Genomic DNA, 25924 nt, shown 5'->3' with positions numbered 1-25924 from the left:
CAAAGGCCATGAAAAAAAGTACCCCTCCACACATGGTTAAAATAAATCATAATCGCTTCATCCAACAAATGATCATTCACATTCTTCCTTATCTCTTTCAGAGAAGGCGCGGCATGTGCTTGATCCCTGCTAATTCTTCTTCTAAAATGGGGATATGTATTGTATGCGCTACAGCTACTTTATCTTCATTAGGAATGATAATGCCTAAGTCGTGCAGCCACCCCGCTCGTTTAGCTATGGCCGGATCAGCATGGAAATGTAGAGCCAGTGCCTTAGCTTCGTACAATGAACCCACGTAGCATCTGCGTTATGTTGGTTAAAAAGCTTCTCTACGTCCGAAAATAGATCCCCGGAGAATTCAAGCTCAGCAATGTAATGATGCAAAACGGGTTTCATGGATTATTTCCTCCATCTCGCTTATTTCGCTGATTTCACTATAAAATGTACATAAATCGCCACTACGCAGGCGGATGGGCTTCCCATCGCTGTTGCCCCCAGATTTCCTGAATGAAGCAAATGGATAGAAATCTGGGGGCAAATCCTGCAGCTTCGATTCCATCGGCTTGAAGCTGCGAATCCAGTGCGTCTAATTTCTCCTGAATGCGGGAGATTAAGGCGACACGAAATCCGTATACAAAGTTACAATATAACTTTAACGATTTCATACTTTGATGACTGCGGCTGCTTAAACAACATATGTTGTACTTATATGTTATAGCGGCGTTCAGCTTGCTGAAATCATCAAAAAGTACAAAATGTCGGATAGACAACACAATGAATCTACCCGAACAATGGCATACTTCCGAGTATATTCACTTATCACTTGGCTGTTTGTTTTAATTGTGATATTTTTTGTTCTTCTATCTATAAATTTAAAAAAAGAAGAAATAGATCAATTTACTTTTCAATCAATTATTTCTTTATAACCTTAAAACCTAATTAGTCTCTATTACCCTTTCCCTCATAGTACAGAAAAGATGATGAAGACAGAACCCCCCCTTGCTAAGCAAGGGGGGGTTGAGGAGATGGGCCCTGAGGGACTCGAACCCCCGACCAATCGGTTATGAGCCGACCGCTCTAACCAACTGAGCTAAGGGCCCTCAAAAAAACATGTATACTCACGCTACATTTACATAAAACAGCGGCGTTAATTAATATACAACATTTCCTTGTGTTTCGTCAATAGTTTCTCAGAAAAATATTTTTCTAATTCGTTTTTCATAAAAACTAAGGAATAAATCGAACACCGTAACGTCCCTTATGCGAGCGGTACACCTCCACTGCGCGGGGATCGTTGTAGCCATACATCCAGCCATCGTGCTCCAGCCTTTTTGCCAGGCATCCTGCCTGAAATTTGGTCGTGTACAATCTGCCGTAGTAAATCCAATACATCCGAACTCCCTCTTTTCACATGATGGTAGGAGTTAGTGTAACCGGATCGAATTCGATTTACACAGCCTGAATTATAACAACAATCTACAACGGTTGGCAACGAGTATGAGTCGCTTAACAAATAGCCCCGTTGCACTCAATATGCTAAGCCTTATTTGCCAAAGGAGGCCGGGTCCTGACGCCAGGAACGCAGCAGTTCCATCTCTTCTTCCTGAATCGTTCCTTCACGCAAGGCAACGTCCATCAGGGCCGTGTAGTTGGACAAGCTTTGCAGCTTCACACCTGCTTCTGCGAAGGCTTGAGTCGCTTTATCAAGCTGGTAGCTGAAAATGGCGAGTACAGCTAACGGCTGGGCGCCTGCTTGCTCTACGGCCTGCGCTGCTTTAATGGAGCTACCTCCGGTCGAGATGAGATCCTCGATAACAATCACCTTTTGACCTTCACTGATCCGACCTTCGATTTGGTTTTCTTTGCCGTGTCCTTTGGCTTTGTCTCTTACATATGCCATCGGCAGATTAAGCTTTTGCGCCACCCAGGCCGCATGAGCAATCCCCGCTGTAGCCGTACCTGCAATGACTTCAGTCTCAGGGTATTGCTCACGGATCACAGCAGCGAACGAATCAGCGATCAGCTCACGCACCTCCGGGTAGGACATAGTCAAGCGATTGTCACAGTAGATAGGCGATTTAATGCCGGATGTCCATGTAAAAGGCTGCTGCGGACGCAGCGCTACCGCCTGAATTCGTAACAGATGGGATGCAATTTGCTCGGGTATATTATTTAATGTAGTCATACTTGGTTCATCTCCTCAATAATGTGTTCCGCAGCGGCACGTGGGTCTGCTGCAGCCGTGATGGGCCGTCCAACGACGATGTAGCTACTGCCTTGGGCGATAGCTTGTCCGGGTGTCACTACACGTGACTGGTCGCCTGTAGCGCTGCCTGCCGGACGTATGCCGGGGGTAATCGTTTTGAAGTCAGGTCCGCATACAGCACGGATCGCAGGCACTTCCAATGGGGACGCCACTACTCCGTCCAGTCCCGCCTCACGGGTCAGTTGTGCGTATTGAACGACCACATCCTGTACTGTACCGGGAATGCCTATCTCCTTATTCATGGTTGTCTGGTCCGTACTGGTCAACTGTGTAACTGCTATAATGAGCGGCATGGCAAGTGAATTGTCTGCGGAAATTGCGGCTTCGGCACCAGCCTTGGCGGCTGCCATCATATTTCGTCCTCCGGCAGCGTGTACGTTGAACATATCCACACCCAGGCGGGTGATGCTCTCCGCACCTCCCCGTACGGTGTTGGGGATATCATGCATTTTCAAATCCAGAAATACGGAGTATCCTCTCGACTTTAGCTGCTCTACAAAAGCTGGCCCTGCGCTATAAAACAGCTGCATGCCTACTTTTATATAACAGGGAATACCCTCCAGCTGTTGAATGAGCCGCTCTGCCTGCTGCGCATCCGGGTAATCTAACGCGACCATCAACCGTCCTGCCATCTGCTGAAATGCTTCGTTCACCGTCTTGCATCCCCTTTTTACGTCAATTCGGGTATATTTGCCCGTGATAAAGGACATCCGTCAGCCGAAGCTGATGAATGTCCTTTCCTGTATTACTTATTTTTCATCATTTATTCGTGTTGCATTACTGGCTCAGCACCGGCATGGACTCAGATGTAAAGTTAATCGTCTCCAGCATTCTCAGCAAAGCGCGTACGGTATCCAGCGAGGTCATGCAGACGATGCCGTTCTCAACCGCTTCACGGCGGATGCGGAATCCGTCACGCTCTGGCGTTTTACCCTTGGTCAACGTATTGAAGACGAAGTGGGCTTCACCCGTGCGGATCATATCCAAGATGTTCGGGGTACCCTCGCTCAGCTTGTTGATCGTCTTCACTGGAATGTTAGCCTGCTCCAGCGCAGCCGCCGTTCCACCTGTTGCAATAATTTTGTAGCCCAGTCTGTAAAAGCCCTGCATCAGTTCGACTGCTTCTTCTTTGTCCTTATCCGCCACCGTGATGATGATCGCTCCGGTAGATGGGATTTTCATACCAGCACCCACGAGTCCTTTGTACAGCGCTTTGGCGTACTGAATGTCGCGTCCCATCACTTCACCCGTCGATTTCATTTCCGGCCCCAGAGTCGGCTCTACACGGCGCAACTTGGCAAAGGAGAATACCGGAACCTTGACCGAGACATAATTACTTTCAGGCCATAGCCCTTCTGTATAGCCCGCATCCTTGAGCTTGCCGCCCAAAATGGCCTGTGTGGCCAGATTCGCCATCGGGATATTCGTGACTTTGCTCAGGAAAGGAACCGTTCGCGAGGAACGCGGGTTGACCTCGATCACATACGCCTCGTCTTGATGAATGACGAACTGGATGTTCACCAGACCGATCGTTTTCAATTCCTTGGCGATACTGATCGTGATTTCAACGATTTTTTGCTTCAACTCGTCGGACAAGTGCTGCGGCGGATACACCGCGATAGAGTCACCTGAGTGAACCCCAGCCCGTTCCACATGCTCCATAATGCCTGGTACCAGCACCGTATCACCATCACAGATGGCGTCAACCTCAACTTCTTTGCCCAGCATGTAACGGTCGATCAGCACCGGATGTTCGGGGTTGATTTTAACGGCTTCCTCCATGTAGCGTAGCAATTCCGCATCAGAGTATACAATCTCCATCGCTCGTCCGCCCAGGACGTAGGATGGACGCACCAGCACCGGATAGCCCAGCGCCTGCGCAGTTCCTACTGCTTCATCTACCGAGATGACTGTGTTGCCTTTAGGCTGTGCAATAGCCAGACGTGACAGCAACCGCTCGAACTTTTTCCGATCTTCCGCTTCGTCGATACTTTCCAGACTCGTACCCAAAATGTTCACGCCTGCCGCACTAAGCGGAGCTGCGAGATTAATGGCCGTTTGACCGCCGAACTGGACGATAACGCCAATCGGTTTTTCCTGCTCAATGACATTCATAACATCCTCGAAGAAAAGCGGCTCGAAGTAGAGACGATCGGATGTGTTAAAGTCCGTAGATACCGTTTCAGGGTTGTTATTGATAATCACTGCTTCGTAGCCCGCTTTTTGAATGGCCCATACCGCATGCACGGTGGAGTAATCAAATTCAATCCCTTGCCCGATCCGAATCGGCCCGGAGCCTAGTACAATGACTTTCTCTTTATTGGATGGAATCACTTCGTTTTCCACCTCATAAGAGGAGTAGTAATACGGCGTAGTGGCCTCAAACTCAGCTGCGCATGTATCTACCATTTTGTAGACAGGACGCAGGTTGTGACTCAAACGGAACTCACGCACTTCACGTTCAGTTGTCAGGCTGCCGCCTGGTTGGCCCAGACTGCGAACCTCGGCAATGGAGCGATCCGTAAAGCCATTACGTTTAGCCTGATAAAGTGTTTCGTAGGTCAGTTCGGACTCTTCTGCCATTTTGGCTTCGAACTTGACGATGCCCTCTACCTTGTCGAGAAACCACCAGTCAATTTTCGTTAAATTCTGAATTTCCTGCTGCTCCCAGCCTCGACGGAATGCCTCAGCTACCAGGAACAAGCGTTCATCATCTGCTTTAATCAGGCGCTCCGTGAGCACCTCATCCGACAGTAGATCGGCCCCCTTAAGATGCAGACGATGTACACCGATTTCCAGCGACCGTACCGCTTTATGAATGGACTCTTCGAACGTGCGTCCGATGGCCATCACTTCGCCAGTTGCTTTCATTTGCGTGCCCAGCTTGCGGTTGGCAGAAATGAATTTATCGAACGGCCAGCGCGGTATTTTGCTCACGATGTAATCCAGAGTAGGCTCAAAGCAAGCATACGTTTGTCCCGTTACCGGGTTCACGATTTCATCCAGCGTGTAGCCCAGTGCAATTTTGGCAGCCATTTTAGCAATTGGATATCCAGTCGCCTTGGAAGCCAGCGCTGAAGAACGACTCACCCGCGGATTTACTTCAATGACATAGTATTGATAGCTGTGTGGATCAAGCGCAAACTGCACATTACATCCGCCTTCAATGTTAAGGGCGCGGATAATTTTCAGGGAAGCAGAGCGCAGCATCTGGTACTCGCGATCTGACAGCGTCTGACTCGGCGCTACAACGATACTGTCGCCAGTATGTACGCCGACCGGATCAAAGTTTTCCATATTGCAGACAACGATACAGTTATCATTACCGTCACGCATGACCTCATATTCGACTTCCTTCATGCCTGCGATGCTTTTTTCCACCAGACATTGTCCAATTGGACTGTAACGCAAGCCAGAGCTTACCGTCTCACGCAGTTCTTCTTCGGTCGCGCAGATCCCGCCGCCTGTTCCACCCAGCGTATAAGCCGGGCGAACGATGATCGGATAACCGATTTCGTTAGCAAAATCCAGCGATTCCTCTAGCGTTGTAACAATGACGCTCTCAGGTACAGGCTGTTCCAGCTCACGCATCAAATCTCGAAACAAGTCACGGTCCTCGGCTTTTTCAATCGAAGTCAGTTGTGTTCCCAGCAGCTTGACGTTTTCACGCTCCAGTACTCCGGCGCGAGCTAGCTCTACCGCCATATTCAGTCCTGTTTGTCCTCCCAGTGTAGGAAGCAGACCATCTGGACGCTCTTGTCGGATAATTTGTGTTACAAAATCAAGTGTGATTGGCTCGATGTATACTTTGTCCGCCATGTTCGTATCTGTCATGATGGTTGCCGGGTTACTGTTGATCAGCACTACCTCGACGCCTTCTTCTTTGAGCGCTTGACAAGCTTGTGTACCAGCGTAGTCAAATTCCGCAGCCTGACCAATCACGATAGGACCGGAACCAATTACGAGTATTTTTTTAAGTTCTGTATTTTTTGGCATATTAGCGCTCTCCTCTCACTGCGGCGGCGATAGCAGCCTGACGCGGTTGCTTTGGATGATTTCTTTTGTGCTCACGGATCATGTCCAGAAAGCGGTCAAACAAGTAGCCGTTATCGTAAGGTCCTGGCGCAGCCTCCGGATGATATTGCACCGAAAACGCGGGATACTTGGTATGCTTAAGACCTTCAATCGTTTTATCGTTGTTATTAATATGCGTCACTTCAAGCTCGGTACCTTTGATCGAACCCTCATTCACCGTGTAGCCGTGGTTTTGTGATGTAATGAAGCAGCGTCCGCTCTCCAGTTCCTTCACCGGATGGTTGCCACCGCGATGGCCGAATTTCAGTTTCTCCGTATCTGCTCCCGAAGCTAAGGCAAACAGCTGGTGTCCCAAGCAAATTCCAAAGATCGGATATTCCCCTAGCAGTTCAGCAACCGTGCGTACGGCATGTGGTACATCTTTGGGATCTCCAGGGCCGTTGGACAACTGAATTCCGTCCGGGTCGAGGCGGCGAATTTCTTCTGCCGTTGTATCATGTGGAACCACAACTACGTCGCAATCCCGTTTATTCAGCTCGCGCAAGATACCGCTCTTAGCACCGTAATCAATCAATACAATCCGTTCACCACTGCCAGGGCTGCTGTACGGATGAGGTGTAGAGGTCAATGGAACCTGATTACGCAGTTCTTCAATCGTCAGGTCAGCCATCATTTCTTTTAGTTCTTCCACAGGCTGAGTGCCTGTCGTCAAAATGCCCTTCATCGCGCCGTGATGGCGAATAATCCGGGTAAGCATGCGGGTGTCGATGTCGCTAATGCCAATGATGCCATATTCCTTCAGCAAATCGTCCACGCTGTACTGGGCACGCCAGTTGCTTGGCACCGGCTCGTAACGTCGAACAGCAAAGCCATGCACATAAGGCCGTACCGATTCAAAGTCGTCCCGAGTAATTCCGTAATTGCCAATCAGCGGGTAAGTCATCGTTACGATTTGTCCGCAATAAGAGGGATCAGTCAGCACCTCTTGGTAGCCTGTAATTCCTGTGTTGAAAACGACCTCGCCTGTTTTTTCACCTTCCGCACCAAATGCTGTGCCTGTAAACAGCGTGCCATCCTGAAGCAACAATCTTGCCTGCATCCCGTCTCACTCCTCTGTATGATTTCCTGCTATAAGGTTCTATTATTTAGTGGCTTGAATTTATTTTGCTTTGTCCGCAGACCATACCAGTCTGCCATCTACCCAAGTTTTCACTGGCCAGCCTTTAAGCTTCCAGCCTGTAAAAGGAGTGTTGCGTCCTTTGCTGGCAAATGTTTGCGGATCAACTGCTTGCTCCTGCTCCAGATCAATCATGGTCAGGTCGGCGGGTGCTCCTTCTTCCAAGCGCCCTGTGTCGAGGCGGAAGACACGCGCCGGATCAGCCGTCATGCGCCGTACCAGAAAGTCAAGCGTCCATTGCCCAGTAGCTACAAATTTCGTGTACAGAAGCGGAAAGGCCGTCTCGAAGCCAACGATACCAAAAGGTGCCAGCTCCAGGCCTTTTGCCTTCTCTTCTTCGCTGTGTGCCGCATGGTCGGTTACGATGATGTCGATCGTACCGTCCTCCAGTCCCTCGATGCAAGCCTGCACATCACGAGGCGAGCGCAGCGGAGGATTCATTTTCCAATTTGCATCCAGTCCCGGAATGTCTTCATCCGACAATACCAGATGGTGTGGACATACCTCAGCCGTTACCTTGATGCCAAAAGATTTCGCGTGGCGGATCAACCGCACGGACTGCTCCGTGCTGACATGGCATACATGATAGTGTGCCCCGGTTGCCTCGGATAGTAAAATGTCCCGTCCGACGTGAATTGCTTCGGATTCGTTCGGAATGCCTTTAAGTCCGTGACGCTTGGCAAATTCGCCGTCTGTCACCGCTGCTCCTTCAACAAGCGTGTTATCTTCGCAGTGAGCAATAACCGGCATATCCAGCGCTTTGGCCCGCGCCATGGCGTCCTTCATCATTTGCGCGCTTTGCACCCCGACACCATCGTCCGTAAAGCCGATTGCGCCTGCTGCTTTGAGTGCTTCAAAGTCCGTCAGCTCGCGGCCCAGCTCGTTTTTCGTAATGGCTGCGTAAGGAAGTACCTTGGCAAGCCCGGCATCCTGCCCTTTTTTCAGTACCAGCTGAACTGTGTCCACATTGTCCGTTACCGGGCGCGTGTTCGGCATGCAGGCAATCGTCGTAAATCCGCCTTTTACCGCTGCGTGGCTGCCCGTTGCAATCGTTTCTTTATATTCAAAGCCAGGTTCTCTCAGATGCACATGCATGTCGATTAAACCGGGAATCACCAGCTTGCCTTGGGCGTCAATTTTTTCGACTTGGCTCTCCTGTTCGGATACCCCTTCTTCCACAAGTAGACTAACTCCAGCGTCCGCATTTACGATTGCTAAGATTTTTCCGTCCGCGATCAGAATAGATTTCAGTTCAGCTTCGCCCTGTTCGTTCAATACGCTTGCGTTCATAATTAATTGGTTCATGTAAAAAATTCCTCCGCTCAGGTTTTCTGCAACTTTTGCCGCTGCTTGTTATGCTTTCCTTAAAGGGGGGCGCTCTATTTAAACACCGCCTTAACCGTTACCGATGCTAATTCCGCGATTCTGCTGACAGCTTCTACAGCTTCATTGCCCGTTCCATAACCGCCATGCGGATTGGAACTCCGTTTGCCATCTGCGGAAAAATCCGTGATTGTTCGCTTTCCACGACTGCACTGTCGATTTCCACATTCCGGTTCACTGGAGCCGGATGCATAATGATCGTTCCGGGTTTAAGGTTGGCCGCTCTTTCCTCTGTCAAGCCGTACTGCTCGCGGTACTCATCCGCTGAGCGCAGCATTCCTTCGGCGTGTCGTTCCAGCTGTACCCGAAGCATCATGACTACGTCTGCCTGCAATGCCTCTTGCATCGGTACATAAGGCGCGTGCGCCGCAAGATCAGATGCCTGCATATTATCCGGCGCGCAGAAGCTAACCTGGGCTCCAAATTTTTGCAAGGCCCACAGATTCGAACGAGCCACACGGCTGTGCATAATGTCTCCAATAATGGATACCCGCAAGCCTTTTAACTCCCCGAAAGTTTTGCGCATGGTGTACAGATCCAGCAACGCCTGCGTAGGATGCTCGTTGTTGCCATCACCGGCGTTCACCAGTGGAACACTGACCTTCTCAGCAAGCTCTTGCAGCACTCCGGCTGGCTTCAGCCGAATGACTCCTGCGTCGATACCCATGGATTCAAGCGTGCGTACCGTGTCGTAGATGGATTCTCCTTTTTCTACACTGGAGGCCGCAGCGGAAAAGTTCAAAACCTGAGCGCCTAAGCGTTTTTCTGCCATTTCAAAAGAAAAGCGGGTGCGGGTGCTGTTTTCAAAAAACATGTTGGCCGCAAAGCGTGATTGCAATACTGGAACCAGCTTTTCCGGCTGTGATTCCCAATAATGAGCGCGATCCAGAATCGACTCGATTTCATTTCTGCTAAGTTCTTTTAATCCAAGCAGGCTGCGTTCTCTAAGCTGACTGGTTGTTGTAATCATGCCTGTTCCCCCCGATTCTGATTGATCGTCACTTCGTCCTTACCATCCATCTCCTGAAGCGCAACAATGATTTCCTCCGATTTGGAGGTAGGGATATTCTTGCCGATGTAATCCGGACGAATCGGAAGCTCGCGGTGTCCGCGATCTGCCAGCACCGCCAGCTGGATCATTTGCGGTCGTCCGCAGTGCATCAATGCGTCCATCGCCGCGCGAATGGTGCGGCCTGTGTACAGCACATCGTCGAAAAGAATGACTTTCTTATCATGAACCGATATGTCAGCGGGATTCATCAAAAGCTCTTTTCCATTTTCCTTGGCTTCAGCATTATTGCCCCGGTCATCGCGGTAAGCTGTGACATCTAGTTCTCCCCACGGAATCGGAGCACCCTCAATTTCTGCGATCTTTGCAGCCAGACGCTGCGCCAGAGGAACTCCTCGTGTTCGAATGCCTATCAGCACACAATGTTCAATACCTTTGTTTTTTTCCAAAATTTCATGTGCAATCCGCGTCAAAGCCCGACGAATCGCAATTTCATCCATCAGTACATGTGTTTCATGACTCATGCTTCCAGCCTCCTCAGGTTATGTTCCCTTCAGACATGGTCCCGTGTTCAGATACAAAAAAGACTCCTTGCCCAAGTTAGGCAAGGAGTCTCGTATGAACAGTCTTCCACCGTTCTCTCGGATACACTGAAGACATGCCGCCGCAGCGGATGCACCGATCAGTGATCCATTCACGTTACCTTGCCAGTCTCACGGGACTGATTTAAAGGTGCTATTCAGGATTTCCTTTATCCAGCTTCTCATAGTGAAAGATGGCAAGCCATCTTTTGGACAAAGTTCATCACAACTATAAGAAGTATGACAGATTGAAAATCACGTGTCAACACCTGTTCAATCGGAGCCACCGGAAGCACTTAAATAATTATACATCATTACTGTATAATTATCCATAGTTGTTTTTACATAAACCTTTCCCAATAACAAAAATAACCGCCAATTAGGCGGTTATGCTTAATCATTATTCAGGTTTGTGAATACGGATGCAATTCATCACGGTTTACCGACTGCGTAAGGATGACAGGACATCTTCCATATCGGGAGGAATCGGCCTGCTGAACTCCATGTATTCTCCAGTGGTGGGGTGCTTAAAACCCAATACAGCGGCATGCAGCGCCTGACCGTCCATACGAACCCCTTTGCTACGTCCATACATCGGATCACCGACCAACGGGTGTCCGATAAATTTCATATGAACACGGATTTGATGCGTGCGCCCTGTTTCCAGTTGAAGTTCTAGCAAAGTGTAATCCCCCAAACGCTCAATCACGAGGAAATGGGTAATTGCATGCTTGCTGTTACGCTCTGTCACGGTGAATAATTTGCGGTCCCCCGAATCACGCCCGATGGGAGCATCTACCGTGCCCTGATCATGACTTAGATGGCCGTGAACCAGCGCTATATATTTGCGAGTGACACTGTGGTCCTTGAGCTGCGCTGCGAGTGAGGCGTGAGCCTGATCATTTTTGGCCGCCATCAGCAGTCCTGATGTATCCTTATCAATACGATGGACGATACCAGGACGCAATTCTCCGTTAATGCCGGAAAGATCATGACAGTGGTACATGAGCGCGTTGACCAGTGTTCCCGAAGAGTGCCCCGGTGCAGGATGGACAACCAGACCACGCTGCTTATTAATAACTATAACGTCTGAATCCTCATAAACAACATCCAGCGGAATATTTTCCGGTACAATATTCACGCTCTCCGGCTCAGGTACGGATAATGTAATTTGGTCACCTTCAGCCAGCTTGTAATTCGCCTTGATCGCTGTGCCGTTTACCAGCACCCGGCCGTTCCCAATCCACAGTTGAATCTGGGAACGGGACACACCCTTCATTTCTTCGGCGATATATTTGTCTATACGCGTTTTGGCATCACCGGATTCCGCTATCCATTCCAAAGATTCGCCCTCCAGTTCGTCCTCATAAGACAGACCTGTGGCTTCGCCGTTTTCGTTTACTTCTTTCATGCTATGACTTCCCTTCAATGCGATCACTGCCATTACCTTTGTTCCGACGCGATTCCAGCAATGTATCCAAAATAATCAGTGCTACACCGATGACAATCGCCGAGTCTGCCACATTAAAAATCGGAAACGTATAGCTTCCAAAATTGAATTGAGCAAAATCAACCACTTCCCCTGAAATAGCCCGATCCAAGAAGTTACCGACCGCGCCTCCAAGTACCAAACTTAATGCAACTGGAAGCAATTTCTGCCCGGCCTTAACCGTTTTCCGCAAGTACCCTATGATACCGATCACCACCACAATCGTAATCACGATAAAAAGCCAACGCTGGCCTTCCAAAATCCCAAAAGCGGCTCCCCGGTTACGATGGGACGTGATTAGAAAGAAATTGCCGATGACAGGTATCTGCTCGTACAATTCCATGCGCGTAGCCACCAAATATTTGACTCCCTGATCAATCAAAAAAATAATTAGCGCAATACCAAAATAAATCACAGTCCTTCGTCACTCCGATCTGCTTATATCCGTTGTCGAACCCATTTATTGTAGCATAAGCATTCTCAGATCGTCCACGTATCCCGCAAGCTATCGGGCCTGGAATATGAATGAGATCATCTCCAGCGCATTTGATCAGAATTTCCTATGTAAAAGAGGTCTTCCCGGTGCAAACTACAAGGAGCATAACCGACATAGCGCACGCGCAGGTTAAACCTAGAATAAAGGAGAGGATTCCATGTCCCCATTGACGGAGCAACAATTGCAGGGATTGCGTAACGAACTGCTGGAACGTAAAAAGGAGATTGAGCATCGTTTGCAGGACAACGATCATTATGGACTCGGTGATTCCCAACGCGATCAGACCGGCGAGCTTTCCCCTATTGACAATCATCCGGGCGATTTAGCTACCGAAACGTATGAGCGAGCCAAAGACATTTCCCTACTGGAACACGACGAATTTCAATTAGAACGTATCGAATCAGCCTTATTGGCAATGGATAAGGGAACCTATGGCATTTGCGCAGCCAGCGGCAAACCGATTCCTTATGAGCGTCTGCTAGCTGTTCCCTATACCATTTACTGCAAAGAATACAGTCCCGAAACGGAAGTGTCCAACCGCCGCCCGGTGGAGGAAGAATTCCTCGCTCCCTCGTTCGGCAGAACGAGTCTGGATGAGCGTGAAGATCAAAATGGCTTCGACGGTGAAGATGCCTGGCAGATCGTTGAAAGCTGGGGTACATCTAATACACCAGCCATGGCCGAAAGTGGAGAAATCCATAGCTACGACGATATGGAAATTGAGGCCAACGATGATAATATGGGCTTCGTAGAGCCTTACGAAAGCTTTATAGCTACAGACATATATGGAAAAAATGTATCTGTTGTCCGCAGCTCCATTTATCAGCGTTATCTGGATGATGGCGAGGGCGAAGGTCTACTGGAGCCGGATACGTACAAAGACGAATAGTTAAACCAAATCCTAACAGGTAAAAAAAACCTAATAGGTGTTTAGCTCCAGTTGTCGTTGCACAATCCGTACAATGTCAGCAATATAATCACCGATGATCGGCAAATTCAGCGCTCCCAGCACTTGCAACACATAAATAATGGTCGCCGCGAAAAAAGTAAATCCAAGCGCGATGCCGAGCCCCCGGGACAGACCTGATATTAAGTTCAGCCAGAGCAATCGCCAAGGTTTGTTGAGCAACAGGGCATACTCAGCAATGCGCGTGCGTTCCAGCTGCTGCGACACGGAACGCACCAGCTTTTCCACACGGCTTAGCTGGTCAGCCTGATCACCTGCTGTACCTTGATCTGTTGCTACAGTCCCCCTACTTCCCCCGTTCATGCCTTGGCGGCTTCTCCCGTGTCTGCGCCTTGATCGTGCGGTCATGCACAATCCCCCTTTCCCATGCTGCGCTGAACGCAGCAAACGAGCCGAAGCACGTAACGGAGAACATCCATCCGTTTCCAGTGCTTAGGCTCGTTTTATATGCTGCCTGTTATTGTATTATGGGACAAGGGTCTTGTAATTATTCCCCAATATGCATGCCGATGGTTTTGCCGTTTACTTCTACGCGTTCCACAGGCTCGGCTTGACCAAAGGTCACCGTCGTTACCAGTACGTTCTCACGCAACACGGAATCGAAGTTTTCGATCGCTTGACGAAGCTCACTATCTACATCCAGCGTCAGTGCTACATACTTTTCAATCGGCAGATCCAGCTTCTTACGGTAATCCTGCACCGCACGAACAACCTCACGTACCCAGCCCTCTTGCTCCAGCTCAGGCGTAATGTCCGTGTTCAACGCTACCGTTAAACCATAGCCGGAAGCGGAAGCAAAGCCTTCCTTCGCTTTTTTCTCCACCAGCAATTCCTCGGCTGTAACTTGCAGCTCTTCCCCTTCTGGAGAAGCCACGTTTAGCACTCCTTTTTCCACAACCGACCGGGTGTCTTCAGCAGACATTCCTTTGAAAAAGTTTTGCAGGAAGCCGACATTTTTGCCGTATTTCTTGCCCGCTACCTTCAAATTCAGCTTCAGTGTAAAGTCTACAAAGCCGCTATCGTCCGTTTCAACATGAATATTTTTCACATTGATTTCATCCTTGATAATTTCCTCATAACCACTCAGCTCAAAATCCTGATCCATTGACAAAATCAATTCAGACAATGGCTGACGCGTTTTCAGCCCCGTTTCGTTACGGACATTGCGCGCCAGTTCTACTACGCGGCGAGCCGTCTCCATGTCACGTTCCAGCTCCAGGTCAATCAAGGCTTCATTAGCAGTTGGATAATCATCCAGATGAACGCTTTCTCCGTTGCTCAGGTTCAGGTAAATATCCTCAGCCAGCATCGGCGTGAATGGCGCAAGCAGCTTCGCTGTTGTCAACAACACCTCAGTCAGTGTGCGGTACGCATCCAATTTATCTTCTGTAAGGCCATTGCCCCAGAATCGGTCGCGCGAACGGCGGATATACCAGTTGCTCAGTTCATCCACGAACGACTCAATCGCTTTGGAAGAATTCAGGAAGTCGTTCACTGCCAGCGCTTTGTCCACCACCAGAATCAAGCTGTTGAGGCGGGACAAAATCCAGCGATCCAGCTTGTGTGCTGATGGCTTGAACGGATACTGCGCCGGATCATAACCGTCGATATCCGCATACAAAGTCAGGAAAGCATGTGTATTTACGAGCGTATCTACCAGCTTCGATTTGGCTTCGCCTACAATGCCTTTGGAAAACCGTTTGCTATTCCATGGCGCACTGTCGGACAGCAATGCCCAGCGGAAAGCATCTGTACCGTACTCGTCAATCACTTCCCATGGATCAATCACGTTGCCCTTGGATTTGGACATTTTCTGTCCCTGCTCATCCAGTACATGGCCTGTTGCCATAACTGCTTTGTAAGGAGCTTTCCCTGTCAGCATGGTCGAAACAGCAAGCAAGCTGTAGAACCAGCCGCGAGTCTGGTCAATCCCTTCACAGATCATGTCTGCCGGGAATTGCTGCTCGAATGTTTCATTATTTTCAAACGGATAATGATGCTGGGCAAAAGGCATGGAGCCGCTGTCGAACCATACGTCAATCACTTCCGGTGTACGGGTCATTTCGTATTTACCACATTTACTTCGAACCTGGATTTCATCCACATATGGCTTGTGCAGCTCAATGTCCGCTGGTACATCACCCATCGCACGTTCCCTTAATTCAGCAATACTATGCGGAGCGAACTGCTCTCCGGTTTCCTCACAAACCCAGATGTTCAGCGGTGTGCCCCAATAGCGGTCACGGCTGATGTTCCAGTCCACCAATTCCTCCAAAAACTTACCGAAACGTCCTTCGCGTACATGACCCGGATACCATTCGACTTCGTTATTGTTGGCAATCAGTTGATCCTTGATCGCGGTTGTTTTGATAAACCAGCTGTCCATAGCGTAGTACAACAGCGGGGTGTCACAACGCCAGCAGAACGGATAGCTATGCTCGTATTTTTCCTTACTGTACAGCAAACCTTTTTCCGACAGCATTTTAACAATATCTACATCACAGTCCTTCACAAAACGGCCTGCAAAATCAGTGATTTCCTCTACGTAGTTCCCTTGGAGATCCACCACATTGATGAATCCAATGCCATTTTCACGGCATACCCGGTAATCATCTTCACCATGCGCCGGAGCCATATGAACGATACCTGTACCGCTGGAGTCCGTTACGAACTTCGCACCCAGAATCTGATTACCCTTCTCGACTTGGAAATAAGTAAATGGCGGAGTATACGTTTGACCTACCAGTTCGGAACCCGACAGCGTGCCAATCACTTCATGATCGCCTTTAATGACGTCTTCGACGAGATTTTTGGCAACGATGTATACACCGTCTTCCTGTTTCACACGAGCGTACTCCAGGTCAGGGTTAACAGCAAGCGCTACGTGACTCGGCAAGGTCCAAGGTGTTGTCGTCCAGGCCAGCACATATTCACCACTACTATGCAGCTTAAATTTGGCCGTGGCGCTCAGGTCTTTCACATCTTTGTAGCCCTGTGCCACTTCATGGGAACTCAGCGTTGTCTGACAATCCGGGCAATACGGACTTACGCGATGACCGCGATACAGCAGACCCTTTTCGTGAATCGTCGCCAGAATGTTCCACACACTCTCAATATAGTTATTATCCAGCGTGATATATGGGTGGTCGAGGTCTGTCCAGTATCCGATGGCTTCGGTCAGATCACGCCATTGCTGCTCATACTCAAACACGCTGGCTTTACATTTTTTGATGAACTTTTCAACGCCGTATTCCTCAATTTCAGGCTTATGGGAAATGCCCAATTGTTTCTGAACACCTAATTCTACCGGCAGACCATGGGTATCCCAACCCGCCTTACGTACGACACGGTATCCCTTCATCGTCTGGTAACGGCCGACAAAATCCTTAATTACACGGCCCAGTACGTGACCGATATGCGGTTTACCATTAGCTGTTGGCGGACCTTCATAAAATACAAAGTTTGGCTTCCCCTCACGATGCGTGATGGTTTTGCGGAACGTATCCTCCTGCTTCCATTTGCTCAGGATGCGCAGGTCGCGGGACCGAGCCTTTTCTTTGACATCCACTCTGTTCATAATGTCATTCTTCCTCTCTGATCATCATTAATTTCTGTAGCATTCTCTGAAAAAAGCAACAAAAAAGCCCCGTCCCTGTAAGGGACGAGACTGTGCTCGCGTTACCACCCTGATTCCGTAAACAGACCATTCTCAAAAAGACTGATCCCGTCACGGCTCTCCGAGCCCTACTCAACTACAGCAGGGCGCCATTGTAACGTATGGCGAACGGTGCATGCTTACACACGCCTGATAAAACTCAAGCGCTTCAGCTCACTTCTCAGGGAGGATCTTCGGTCATGTTCTGAACGTTGGCTTACACCAAAAAAGGCCAACTCTCTGAGGAACAAAATCATGACGTACTCGTTCCCATCAACGAATTCCAAATGTTAAATTCATCGGGATATTAAATCAGCAGCTCGCTGCTCTGAATAATAACACATTATCCTCAATGGGTAATGTGTTATTCGGTATAGTATTTACAGTTATAGCCTCTTTGGAGATAAAAGTCAACCCTGACAAGGCCCAGAAATCGCTGTTCGGGATGACGATTAATAAATCTCTTTCATTTCACGCTCACGCTCCAGCACTTCGCGTTCACGATTTTCAAGCGCTTCCCATCCGTCCTGACTTAACAAGTCAAGCTGCGCCTCCACCAGTGTACGAAAACGTGCTCGGTAAATCGAGGCCTGCTTCTTCAGTTCTTCGACCTCCAACGCAATTTTACGGGATTTGGATAACGCTTCATTCACAATACGGTCCGCATTTTTTTCCGCTTCCTTCACGATGAGCTGCGATTCTTTCTTGGCGTTGTTACGGACTTCATCAGCCGCTTCTTGCGCCACGATAATCGTCTTGCTCAGCGTATCCTCAATGGTCGAAAAATGATCAAGCTTCTCTTGAACATTCAACAGCTGTGTACTCAGTTCTTTATTTTCACGGATAACTCCCTCATAATCCTTGATCACCTGATCCAAAAATTCATTGACCTGATCCTCATCATAACCGCGAAGCCGGCGGGAAAATTCCTTGTTATGTATATCCAATGGCGTTAATGGCATGCCGTTCACCTCCTATAAGATTGACAAAAAAACATTTTCCGCGTCACGACGCTCACTATCATCTATCGGTCATCATACCCCGTTTTGTGAATGCTGTACAGAGCAAAATCGTTCCAGTTCTTCGCTATAGCTTAATTCTTTCGACAGAAAGCTCGTAAATCCTGCCTCCAGCTATATAAACTTGCCAATTTTGACACGTAATCTCCCTTTTTTTGTCACCCCGTCTGTTTCCAGCACTTTAAAACGCCCAAATCCCTGCATAGAAATAACGTCCCCCGCTTTAAGTGAAATGGATGGATTCTCCTCCACCTTCCAATTCACCCGGCACCGTCCCGCCCGGATCGGTGTTAAAATCTTGCTGCGGCTCAGCTTGCACACTTCACTGGAAATTACATCTAGACGCAAAGAAGCCACCGTAAGGTTCAGCGGCTCCAATGCAACATCCTTCGTCCGCAGATTTCCTGGAGGCAACAGTTCTGTCCACACATGAACACGATGAACCTGCTGTAAGTGCATTGTAATAAAATCACTGATCTCAGAAGCTACCAATACATGGCACCCATCGTCCAGCACGTGAATATCCCCTATTTTTCCACGCTTGATTCCAAGTCCTAATATTGCACCCAGATAATCCCCGTGCTCCAACGTTTCCATTTTATGATCATCGGACGTGACGGAAAGAACCTGAATACCCATATTCTCTCCGTCCACATACGAATAATCGGGCGCTATTAACGCCCGCTTTCGTTCCGATGCCTCATAACCGCCATCTACCCTAATCGTAACCTTGTCTTCCTTCGAAGCAAGCGTCTCCAATATGTACAGTTGACGCGGGTCCAAAAAATCAGTCAGCTTCTGCTCATGATAAGCCCCCGCATGACTGATCCATTCGGAAGCGCGATCCACATAATCCCGTTCATCCGGGTGAAAATGCTCATGAATCTCGGTTCGCATAAGTCCTCCTAGACGAAATTTCTAATTAAAGTCAACAGACCGTACGAAGCAAAACGTAGAGCAATCAGCGCAACAATAGGTGAAATATCAATCATTCCGAAGATTGGCGGTATAAATCTGCGAAAAGGAGACAAATACGGCTCCACAAACTTGGCAAGTAAATCACCGATCACACTCTCTCTTGCATTAGGAAGCCATGACATCAGGACATATGCAATGATCATGTAAGAATAAATCTGAAATAGCCAACCGATTACCTCGATCAAGAAAAGCTCACCTCATTCTGTTAAGTTCTTGTTCAGTCTCAGCTAGTATTTCCGTAATGGAGCCTTGAATTTCAACCGTATCCGGTGTACACAGGAAAATATTATTGCCCACCTTGGAAATACCCCCGCCCAGCGCATATACAGTACCACTTAAAAAATCAATGATTCGCAGCGCCTGATCCTTGCGGATGCGTTGCAAATTGACCACAACGGAACGATGGGAGCGAATGTGATCGGCAATTTCCTGTGCTTCATCATAAGAACGCGGCTCATACAGGACAACTTTCACATTTTTCTGTGAATGGATGCTGACAACATTATTGCCCTTCTGGTTCTTACGTTTATCAAAGCTTGGGGTTTCAATTTCTTGATCTTCCGGCGTATTCATAACCTCTCGCTCTACAACTTCCTCTTCTTCCTGAAGTCCCAGGAAGTTCATGAACTTATTCATAACGCCCAACGGAAATCCTCCTCTCGTCCGACCAGTATAGAACCAAGCCGTAACCAGGTCGCTCCTTCTTCAACCGCCACCTCAAAATCATTAGACATGCCCATCGACAGGTGAACAATAGGTTCTCTCGTTAAAGCTTGTCCATTTAACGCATCACGCAATTCGCGTAGCCCTCGAAATACAGGCCGGGTATTCTCCGAGTCTTCCTCATGGGGAGCCATCGTCATCAAGCCGATCACGTCCACATGCTCTAGCTCGCGAATTTGTTTCAGAAAAGGGGCTACCGCCTCAGAAGAAAGGCCATATTTCGAAGCTTCCCCTGAAATGTTAACTTGCACAAAGGCTTTGATCCTCAGTTCAAGAGCGGCCGCCTTCTTGTCCAATTCCTGAGCCAGCGACAGTCGGTCAAGCGAATGTATAAATTCAAATTTTCCAATAACATCTTTAACCTTATTCGTTTGCAGATGACCGATAAAATGCCATGTTCCCCGGTCACCCAGCTTGCTCCATTTATCCGCAGCATCCTGCCAGCGATTTTCGCCAACATGCTCCAAGCCATTGTCCAATACGGATGTCATCGCCTCTACCGAAACATATTTCGTGACAGCGATCACATTTACTTCTTCACGCGAACGTCCACTGCGGACACATGCCGCTTCCACACGAGCGTTCACTTCTTTCATTCGTTCCTCCAAAGACACGGAAGGACTCACCTCTCTTCCAGACCAATCCAGCTCGCCATTCTCCCTGTGACGCCGCCTTCCTTGCGATACGAAAAAAACAAATCGCTGCGGCTACTCGTACATAAGGTAGTACATTCGATACGGCTCGGCAATATTCCTGCTTTCATCATAATGTGTCGATTGCATTGTTTCAAGTCAAGGAGCGTTTTCCCGCCGCCTAACGGGAAATAGACAGTGCCTTCCCATTTATCATTACCCGGGCAATCATGCTCCAAAACCCGAATTTGGCTCATAACATGCTCATCCACCTCGTAGGACTCCAAACCAATGGAAGGGCCAATGGCTGCAAGCAAATCGGACGGGTGCGATCCATACTCGGTCTGCATCGTTTGCACCATTTTCAGCGCAATCTCGGCAACTGTTCCTTTCCAGCCCGCATGCGCCAGCCCAATCACACGCCGCACCGGATCGCAAAAATATAACGGCACGCAATCCGCATAAAAGGATGTCAGTAAAATGCCTGGTATATCGGTCAACAGTCCGTCTGTATCCTGAAAAGCGGATGCACGATCCACAAAGCCGCGCCCGCGGTCAGCAGCCTTTACAACAGCAACGTGGTTACCGTGTACCTGCTCTCCACAGGTCCAGGCTTCAGGCACAAATCCGAGCTGCCCCGCAATAAGCTGTCGATTGCGAATAACTTTCTCCGGGTCATCCCCTACATGAAACGCACAATTCAGACTTTCGTAAGGCACTTCACTGACACCGCCATGGCGTCCGGTAAAACCTGCTGTCAATCCACGAACCTGTTTCTCCCAGGATTGAATATATAATAACTCTGGCAAGGGATGCGCGCCATCTGTCGTTGACGCGACACCCGTTGCTCCGGTATTCACTACAAACGGTTCCATTCGTTTTCACCTCTACTGCTCAGTGTACCAAAAAGCCGCCGCCGTGTCTTCACCTAGCTGTCAAATGCACATATTTCTAAAGCTCAAAATCCCCGTCGATCATTTCGTTCCTGGCGCTCAATATATAATTGTTCCTCACCATCACTTTGCGGCTCATGCAGTCCCTCCAATCGTACAAGCACCACATCCGAGCCAATTTTCACAATATTGCGCCAAGGAATGACCAGTTCGCTTCCCCCACCCAACCAGCCCATAAAACGGCTGCTGCCAGGGACAACAATGGCCTCGATTTTGCCCTGTCGTACATCAATCTCCAAATCACTAATTTGTCCCAATCGTCGCCCATCTACAATGTTAATGACATCCTTTGTTTGAAACTCGGAAATTTTCATGGCCCTTACCGACGTTTCCGGCGTACTCACACTCATCACATCCTTTATTTCACTATATGAGCGAGAGAACCCAAAAAATGTCCTGTAAACGCAAAAACGATCCACACAGGATCGTTTTTATCGGTATGCCTTCCAAGCTTCTCTTCCCTAAAGAACTACGACTTCACATGCTTTTGCATTTGCTGTATGGCCGACTTCTCTAATCTCGAAACCTGGGCTTGAGAGATACCGATTTCGTCGGCAACCTCCATCTGCGTCTTTCCTTCATAAAAGCGCATGGACAATATCATCTTTTCACGCTGGCCCAGGCGATGCATCGCTTCCCGCAGAGCAATTTCCTCAATCCATGAGACGTCCTTATTTCTGTCATCACTGATCTGATCCATCACATAGATTGGGTCGCCCCCGTCGTGATATATCGGCTCGAACAGCGAAACCGGGTCCTGAATCGCATCTAATGCGAACACAACATCTTCCTTAGGCACGTTCAGCGCCTCAGAAATTTCAAAAATCGTCGGTTCCCGCGAATTCAGATTTGTCAGACTATCCCGCACCTGAAGCGCCTTATATGCTATATCTCGCAGCGAACGGGATACACGGATCGGATTATTGTCCCGCAAATACCGGCGTATCTCACCGATAATCATCGGTACCGCATAAGTGGAGAACTTCACGTTTTGCGAAAGGTCAAAATTATCAATCGCCTTCATCAGGCCGATGCATCCAACCTGAAACAAATCGTCAACAAACTCTCCCCGATTGTTAAAGCGCTGAATCACACTCAGGACGAGCCGTAAATTGCCGTTAACCAATTTTTCTCTGGCTGATCGTTCATTATTTTGCTGAAGTGATGTGAACAGCTCGCGCATTTCCGCATTGGTTAGCACCGGCAGTTTGGCGGTATCCACACCGCAAATTTCCACTTTGTTTCGGGTCATCGTGTCTTACCTCCCAAGGAGCAACATTAATGTACATTATCTCCTGAGGGTGTTTTTTTATTCGCCGTTTCCATCGCTTCCGAATATCCCCAAACGTCATACCATTTTGTTAAATTCTTTTCGTAGGCGCTTTATAATACGTTTTTCCAGACGCGAAATATAGGATTGTGAGATACCTAACAGGTCAGCAACATCCTTCTGTGTCTTCTCTTCCCCGTCCTGCAAGCCAAAACGCAGCTCCATAATCAGACGTTCCCGATCCGTCAGCTTATCCAGCGCCTTATGCAATAATTTGCGGTCAACCTGCTCCTCGATATTGCGATAAATGGTATCATTTTCCGTTCCCATCACGTCGGAAAGCAACAACTCGTTCCCGTCCCAATCAATATTCAAAGGCTCGTCAAAAGAAACTTCCGTTCTCGTTTTACTATTTCGGCGCAAATACATTAAAATTTCATTTTCGATGCATCGGGAAGCATAGGTAGCGAGCTTGATTTTTTTCTCGGGATCAAAGGTATTAACTGCCTTGATAAGTCCAATTGCCCCTATGGATACGAGATCCTCAATGTTGATTCCTGTGTTCTCAAACTTACGCGCAATGTACACCACCAGCCGCAAATTCCGTTCAATCAACATAGAGCGTACTGCTGCATCTCCGGAAGAGAGCTTTCCAAGCAAATACTCTTCCTCATCCCTCGTCAGCGGCGGGGGGAGCGCCTCGCTACCGCCAATATAATAAATCTCTTCACTTTTTAACCCGAATAAAAATAAAATACGATAATATTGCAACTGTAAAGTCAACCTGATTTTCATCTTGAATTTCATCTGTTCCCGCATGTCATTCTCCCCCTTCTGAAAATGGTGCAAAATCTCGCTGCATCCCTTCGTCCGTTACAGCAATGCCTGATTGCCTTCAGACCTGATCGTGTGTCCACGACCATCGTCCTGCGCTTCAAAGCGTGCTTCCTGCTTCTGGCCCGGCTCATTAGCCCCCTCCGCGTGTGCCGTCACATCCGGATGAATGATTGCACGGTATTTTCCCTCTGCCGACAACGTCCCCCCATCCAAGCCGATCAACACCCGATGATGCACATAGCGAGCCCCATTCATCACAACCTCTACGCGATCCGGTTTGAGTGCGAGCATGAAGGAATGGTTACGATTAATGCCACGATAGGGAACGAGACGAACTCGATCCTGCCAGTTGAACGATTCGTCTCCCAACTCCATCACCAGCTGATCCGCATTTCCCTCAGATAGCTTTTGGAGCCAAGAAGAGGGTAAATATTCCTCCCACAAGGCAGCCTCCATGACCATCACTGGTGTCCGGGTCAAAGGATCATGAAGTTGGTTCCCCGTATCCAACAAGCCTGTACACTCAATATGATCCTGCCCGATCCATACCTGCACCTCACCTAGAAATCCACTCATCCTTTCCGCACGCTGCTTTGAAGATTGCACAATACGAAAGAAAAGCATCACTCCGCCAAACGTGCATAAAATAAACCAGAATGCGATTTTCAACTCAAAGGACATTCCACCTGAAGCCGTGTACCAGATGCCATTAAACAATTCCCCTGTACTCTGGAGTAAATAATGCATCCCCAGAATTCCTCCAGCTGCCACAAAATTGATCATATAAAAAGCACCCATCGTACGAAGGTACTTTTGCATGCTGCCAAACCCAAAAGCCACCAACAGCATAATGACCGATAAAGCCAGCTTAATCAGGAATGTAAATAAAAAGGACAGCCCCGGCACAAACATCATGACCACGTACATCGCACCGATGACAGCCGAAGCAAGCAGCCGCCACCACACCGGACGAATTTTTCTCATCCAGGCGGTAGCCATCAGCAGTACAGCATCAATGAACAAATTGGTCAAAAAAATTAAGTCGATGTAAACAACCAAAGATTCACCCGCCCAGCGTTTGCAGGATAGGCTTAAGTATAGTAGTCATGCTGTTCAAAGTCTGTCTAACGATGGGGACGGTGACCGACTAATTTTGTCGGAAAGGGGAGAAGCACGGGAAATGATAAAAATGGAGTTCTTACATTGGAATCGGCTAACGAATCGAATACGAGATACAGAAAACAGAAAGAAGCCCGTATCTCCAAGGAGAATACGGGCTATCCAATTTCAATCTAGTTATCGTTATTATTATTGCGTGAACGGTTACGTAAAAATGTCGGAATATCAAGTTGATCACTGCTCTGAGTGTTGCCGAACGGACGCAAGTTAGGAGAACCCTTTTCCGCCGATTCAGGAGCCGCCGGGTTGGCTGCCGGTTTACGCCCCGGTGCCGGTTGGCTTGGTTTACCTTCAAAGCCAGTTGCAATGACGGTAACCTTAATCTCTTCTTTCAACTCTTCGTCAATGATAGCACCGAAAATCATGTTGACTTCTGGATCGGAAGCCGAGGTTACAATTTCAGCTGCTTCATTCACTTCGTACAAAGACAGATTGTTGCCGCCAGTGATGTTCATAATCACACCCCGTGCGCCTTCAATGGATGTTTCCAACAACGGGCTCATGATAGCCTTGCGTGCTGCTTCAGCCGCCCGATTCTCACCGGTTGCTTCGCCAATCCCCATCAAGGCGGAGCCACGCTCCGTCATGATCGTTTTTACGTCAGCAAAGTCGAGGTTGATCAGGCCGGGTACAGCGATCAAATCAGAAATACCTTGTACCGCCTGACGAAGAACATTGTCCGCTTCGCGGAATGCTTCCAGCATAGGGGTCTTTTTATCCACAATTTCAAGCAGGCGATCATTCGGGATAACAATCAAGGTGTCTACCTTTTCTTTTAATCCCTCAATGCCCAGCTCGGCTTGATTAGAGCGCTTACGCCCTTCAAAGGTGAATGGTCGTGTTACAACGCCTACAGTCAGTGCGCCGCATTCCTTAGCAATTTCAGCAATGACAGGAGCTGCTCCAGTACCGGTACCGCCACCCATTCCCGCCGTCACGAATACCATATCCGCACCTTTGAGTGTGTTCATAATGAGTTCACGCGACTCCTCAGCCGCTTTTTTACCCACATCCGGATTAGCTCCGGCACCCAAGCCGCGAGTCAGCTTATCACCAATTTGAAGCTTATGCTCAGACTTCGCTAAATGAAGCGCCTGAGCATCTGTGTTAACGGTGATAAACTCCACACCCTGAACACCATTTTCAATCATTCGGTTAACCGCATTGCTGCCGCCGCCTCCGACGCCGATCACTTTAATTTGAGCCAAGCTCTCCATTTCAAAATCAAATTCCAACATACTATTCCATCTCCCCCTCAATGTGCATGGATGGCCC

The 25924-nt window shown here is 48.6% G+C and carries 26 protein-coding genes, 1 tRNA gene and 1 other annotated feature; of the genes, 1 reads left to right on the top strand and 26 read right to left on the bottom strand.

Annotation, left to right across the window (positions count from 1 at the left end; all coding sequences use genetic code 11):
• Positions 1 to 97: 97 nt before the first annotated feature.
• The 13 genes from ACWGOO_RS06250 to lspA all read right to left on the bottom strand — a co-directional run bounded on the left by ACWGOO_RS06250 (position 98) and on the right by lspA (position 12355).
• Complete coding sequence (locus ACWGOO_RS06250; protein WP_452481918.1) at positions 98 to 295, bottom strand: hypothetical protein; 198 nt, start codon at positions 293 to 295, stop codon at positions 98 to 100.
• Between the two features lie 163 nt (positions 296 to 458).
• Positions 459 to 665: a hypothetical protein gene (locus ACWGOO_RS06245; protein WP_452481917.1), complete on the bottom strand. Its 207-nt coding sequence runs from the start codon at positions 663 to 665 to the stop codon at positions 459 to 461.
• 361 nt (positions 666 to 1026) lie between these two features.
• Positions 1027 to 1100: transfer RNA gene (locus tag ACWGOO_RS06240), tRNA-Ile, on the bottom strand.
• A gap of 127 nt (positions 1101 to 1227) precedes the next feature.
• Positions 1228 to 1392 carry a hypothetical protein gene (locus ACWGOO_RS06235; RefSeq protein WP_452481916.1) on the bottom strand — a complete coding sequence of 55 codons (165 nt, stop codon included), beginning with the start codon at positions 1390 to 1392 and terminating at the stop codon, positions 1228 to 1230.
• 151 nt (positions 1393 to 1543) lie between these two features.
• Complete coding sequence (gene pyrE, locus ACWGOO_RS06230) at positions 1544 to 2185, bottom strand: orotate phosphoribosyltransferase (RefSeq protein ID WP_452481915.1); 642 nt, start codon at positions 2183 to 2185, stop codon at positions 1544 to 1546.
• Entirely contained in the window at positions 2182 to 2976 is a 795-nt protein-coding gene (gene pyrF, locus ACWGOO_RS06225; RefSeq protein WP_452481914.1) for an orotidine-5'-phosphate decarboxylase, read from the bottom strand. The genes pyrE and pyrF overlap by 4 nt, the downstream gene beginning before the upstream one ends.
• Positions 2977 to 3043: 67 nt before the next feature.
• Positions 3044 to 6262, bottom strand: coding sequence for a carbamoyl-phosphate synthase large subunit (carB, locus tag ACWGOO_RS06220; protein WP_452481913.1), 3219 nt, complete (start codon positions 6260 to 6262; stop codon positions 3044 to 3046).
• Position 6263: 1 nt separating this feature from the next.
• On the bottom strand, positions 6264 to 7400 hold the full coding sequence (locus ACWGOO_RS06215) for a carbamoyl phosphate synthase small subunit (protein ID WP_452481912.1): 1137 nt from the start codon (positions 7398 to 7400) through the stop codon (positions 6264 to 6266).
• Positions 7401 to 7460: 60 nt separating this feature from the next.
• Positions 7461 to 8783 carry a dihydroorotase gene (locus ACWGOO_RS06210; RefSeq protein ID WP_452481911.1) on the bottom strand — a complete coding sequence of 441 codons (1323 nt, stop codon included), beginning with the start codon at positions 8781 to 8783 and terminating at the stop codon, positions 7461 to 7463.
• A gap of 133 nt (positions 8784 to 8916) precedes the next feature.
• The gene (locus ACWGOO_RS06205) at positions 8917 to 9831 is read right to left on the bottom strand and encodes an aspartate carbamoyltransferase catalytic subunit (RefSeq protein WP_452481910.1); all 915 of its coding nucleotides are present in this window, start codon (positions 9829 to 9831) and stop codon (positions 8917 to 8919) included.
• The gene (gene pyrR, locus ACWGOO_RS06200) at positions 9828 to 10394 is read right to left on the bottom strand and encodes a bifunctional pyr operon transcriptional regulator/uracil phosphoribosyltransferase PyrR (RefSeq protein WP_452481909.1); all 567 of its coding nucleotides are present in this window, start codon (positions 10392 to 10394) and stop codon (positions 9828 to 9830) included. Before pyrR ends, ACWGOO_RS06205 begins: the two co-directional genes overlap by 4 nt.
• A 496-nt stretch (positions 10395 to 10890) precedes the next feature.
• Positions 10891 to 11862, bottom strand: a complete 972-nt coding sequence (locus ACWGOO_RS06195; RefSeq protein WP_452481908.1) for an RluA family pseudouridine synthase — start codon at positions 11860 to 11862, stop codon at positions 10891 to 10893.
• 1 nt (position 11863) lies between these two features.
• Positions 11864 to 12355 (bottom strand): signal peptidase II, encoded by a 492-nt coding sequence (gene lspA / locus ACWGOO_RS06190; RefSeq protein ID WP_452481907.1) that lies wholly within the window; start codon positions 12353 to 12355, stop codon positions 11864 to 11866.
• A gap of 238 nt (positions 12356 to 12593) precedes the next feature.
• Between lspA and ACWGOO_RS06185 the strand changes: the two genes are divergently transcribed.
• The gene (locus ACWGOO_RS06185; RefSeq protein WP_452481906.1) at positions 12594 to 13325 is read left to right on the top strand and encodes a TraR/DksA C4-type zinc finger protein; all 732 of its coding nucleotides are present in this window, start codon (positions 12594 to 12596) and stop codon (positions 13323 to 13325) included.
• A gap of 30 nt (positions 13326 to 13355) precedes the next feature.
• Here ACWGOO_RS06185 and ACWGOO_RS06180 read toward each other — a convergent pair whose 3' ends face one another.
• The 13 genes from ACWGOO_RS06180 to ftsZ all read right to left on the bottom strand — a co-directional run bounded on the left by ACWGOO_RS06180 (position 13356) and on the right by ftsZ (position 25887).
• Entirely contained in the window at positions 13356 to 13751 is a 396-nt protein-coding gene (locus ACWGOO_RS06180) for a DUF5665 domain-containing protein (RefSeq protein ID WP_452481905.1), read from the bottom strand.
• Positions 13752 to 13890: 139 nt separating this feature from the next.
• Positions 13891 to 16980, bottom strand: coding sequence for an isoleucine--tRNA ligase (ileS, locus tag ACWGOO_RS06175; protein ID WP_452481904.1), 3090 nt, complete (start codon positions 16978 to 16980; stop codon positions 13891 to 13893).
• A 77-nt stretch (positions 16981 to 17057) separates the two neighbouring features.
• Positions 17058 to 17344 (bottom strand) — a binding site (T-box leader).
• A 166-nt stretch (positions 17345 to 17510) separates the two neighbouring features.
• Positions 17511 to 18020 (bottom strand): DivIVA domain-containing protein, encoded by a 510-nt coding sequence (locus ACWGOO_RS06170; protein WP_452481903.1) that lies wholly within the window; start codon positions 18018 to 18020, stop codon positions 17511 to 17513.
• A 171-nt stretch (positions 18021 to 18191) separates the two neighbouring features.
• Complete coding sequence (locus ACWGOO_RS06165; RefSeq protein ID WP_452481902.1) at positions 18192 to 18974, bottom strand: YlmH family RNA-binding protein; 783 nt, start codon at positions 18972 to 18974, stop codon at positions 18192 to 18194.
• A gap of 8 nt (positions 18975 to 18982) precedes the next feature.
• Positions 18983 to 19240 carry a YggT family protein gene (locus ACWGOO_RS06160; RefSeq protein ID WP_452481901.1) on the bottom strand — a complete coding sequence of 86 codons (258 nt, stop codon included), beginning with the start codon at positions 19238 to 19240 and terminating at the stop codon, positions 18983 to 18985.
• Positions 19241 to 19247: 7 nt separating this feature from the next.
• A complete protein-coding gene (locus ACWGOO_RS06155) occupies positions 19248 to 19700 on the bottom strand; it encodes a cell division protein SepF (RefSeq protein WP_452481900.1) in 453 nt (150 codons plus the stop codon).
• Complete coding sequence (locus ACWGOO_RS06150) at positions 19688 to 20392, bottom strand: YggS family pyridoxal phosphate-dependent enzyme (protein WP_452481899.1); 705 nt, start codon at positions 20390 to 20392, stop codon at positions 19688 to 19690. Before ACWGOO_RS06150 ends, ACWGOO_RS06155 begins: the two co-directional genes overlap by 13 nt.
• Positions 20393 to 20400: 8 nt before the next feature.
• Positions 20401 to 21285, bottom strand: a complete 885-nt coding sequence (gene pgeF, locus ACWGOO_RS06145) for a peptidoglycan editing factor PgeF (RefSeq protein WP_452481898.1) — start codon at positions 21283 to 21285, stop codon at positions 20401 to 20403.
• 83 nt (positions 21286 to 21368) lie between these two features.
• Complete coding sequence (locus ACWGOO_RS06140; RefSeq protein ID WP_452481897.1) at positions 21369 to 21707, bottom strand: YlmC/YmxH family sporulation protein; 339 nt, start codon at positions 21705 to 21707, stop codon at positions 21369 to 21371.
• A gap of 125 nt (positions 21708 to 21832) precedes the next feature.
• Positions 21833 to 22615, bottom strand: a complete 783-nt coding sequence (gene sigG / locus ACWGOO_RS06135) for an RNA polymerase sporulation sigma factor SigG (protein WP_007431182.1) — start codon at positions 22613 to 22615, stop codon at positions 21833 to 21835.
• A gap of 96 nt (positions 22616 to 22711) precedes the next feature.
• Positions 22712 to 23452, bottom strand: coding sequence for an RNA polymerase sporulation sigma factor SigE (gene sigE, locus ACWGOO_RS06130; protein WP_014282431.1), 741 nt, complete (start codon positions 23450 to 23452; stop codon positions 22712 to 22714).
• Between the two features lie 54 nt (positions 23453 to 23506).
• Positions 23507 to 24529: a sigma-E processing peptidase SpoIIGA gene (spoIIGA, locus tag ACWGOO_RS06125; RefSeq protein WP_452481896.1), complete on the bottom strand. Its 1023-nt coding sequence runs from the start codon at positions 24527 to 24529 to the stop codon at positions 23507 to 23509.
• 233 nt (positions 24530 to 24762) lie between these two features.
• Positions 24763 to 25887, bottom strand: coding sequence for a cell division protein FtsZ (gene ftsZ, locus ACWGOO_RS06120; RefSeq protein WP_044649277.1), 1125 nt, complete (start codon positions 25885 to 25887; stop codon positions 24763 to 24765).
• Between the last annotated feature and the right edge of the window lie 37 nt (positions 25888 to 25924).

Source organism: Paenibacillus sp. NPDC055715, from assembly GCF_053617595.1.
Note: the sequence above shows the minus strand (reverse complement) of the source record. Positions and strands in the feature narration are given on the sequence as shown.

What these genes read in the sequence shown, in the direction of transcription:
- pgeF (WP_452481898.1), bottom strand. Translation starts at nt 21,285, where the DNA reads ATGGAACCGTTTGTAGTGAATACCGGAGCAACGGGTGTCGCGTCAACG.
- pyrR (WP_452481909.1), bottom strand. Translation starts at nt 10,394, where the DNA reads ATGAGTCATGAAACACATGTACTGATGGATGAAATTGCGATTCGTCGG.
- ACWGOO_RS06185 (WP_452481906.1), top strand. Translation starts at nt 12,594, where the DNA reads ATGTCCCCATTGACGGAGCAACAATTGCAGGGATTGCGTAACGAACTG.
- pyrF (WP_452481914.1), bottom strand. Translation starts at nt 2,976, where the DNA reads ATGTCCTTTATCACGGGCAAATATACCCGAATTGACGTAAAAAGGGGA.
- ACWGOO_RS06210 (WP_452481911.1), bottom strand. Translation starts at nt 8,783, where the DNA reads ATGAACCAATTAATTATGAACGCAAGCGTATTGAACGAACAGGGCGAA.
- ACWGOO_RS06180 (WP_452481905.1), bottom strand. Translation starts at nt 13,751, where the DNA reads ATGACCGCACGATCAAGGCGCAGACACGGGAGAAGCCGCCAAGGCATG.
- pyrE (WP_452481915.1), bottom strand. Translation starts at nt 2,185, where the DNA reads ATGACTACATTAAATAATATACCCGAGCAAATTGCATCCCATCTGTTA.
- ACWGOO_RS06170 (WP_452481903.1), bottom strand. Translation starts at nt 18,020, where the DNA reads ATGCCATTAACGCCATTGGATATACATAACAAGGAATTTTCCCGCCGG.
- ACWGOO_RS06235 (WP_452481916.1), bottom strand. Translation starts at nt 1,392, where the DNA reads ATGTATTGGATTTACTACGGCAGATTGTACACGACCAAATTTCAGGCA.
- ACWGOO_RS06195 (WP_452481908.1), bottom strand. Translation starts at nt 11,862, where the DNA reads ATGAAAGAAGTAAACGAAAACGGCGAAGCCACAGGTCTGTCTTATGAG.
- ACWGOO_RS06215 (WP_452481912.1), bottom strand. Translation starts at nt 7,400, where the DNA reads ATGCAGGCAAGATTGTTGCTTCAGGATGGCACGCTGTTTACAGGCACA.
- carB (WP_452481913.1), bottom strand. Translation starts at nt 6,262, where the DNA reads ATGCCAAAAAATACAGAACTTAAAAAAATACTCGTAATTGGTTCCGGT.
- ACWGOO_RS06165 (WP_452481902.1), bottom strand. Translation starts at nt 18,974, where the DNA reads ATGCGAACCGAGATTCATGAGCATTTTCACCCGGATGAACGGGATTAT.
- ileS (WP_452481904.1), bottom strand. Translation starts at nt 16,980, where the DNA reads ATGAACAGAGTGGATGTCAAAGAAAAGGCTCGGTCCCGCGACCTGCGC.
- sigG (WP_007431182.1), bottom strand. Translation starts at nt 22,615, where the DNA reads ATGACCCGAAACAAAGTGGAAATTTGCGGTGTGGATACCGCCAAACTG.
- ftsZ (WP_044649277.1), bottom strand. Translation starts at nt 25,887, where the DNA reads ATGTTGGAATTTGATTTTGAAATGGAGAGCTTGGCTCAAATTAAAGTG.
- ACWGOO_RS06245 (WP_452481917.1), bottom strand. Translation starts at nt 665, where the DNA reads ATGAAATCGTTAAAGTTATATTGTAACTTTGTATACGGATTTCGTGTC.
- sigE (WP_014282431.1), bottom strand. Translation starts at nt 23,452, where the DNA reads ATGCGGGAACAGATGAAATTCAAGATGAAAATCAGGTTGACTTTACAG.
- ACWGOO_RS06205 (WP_452481910.1), bottom strand. Translation starts at nt 9,831, where the DNA reads ATGATTACAACAACCAGTCAGCTTAGAGAACGCAGCCTGCTTGGATTA.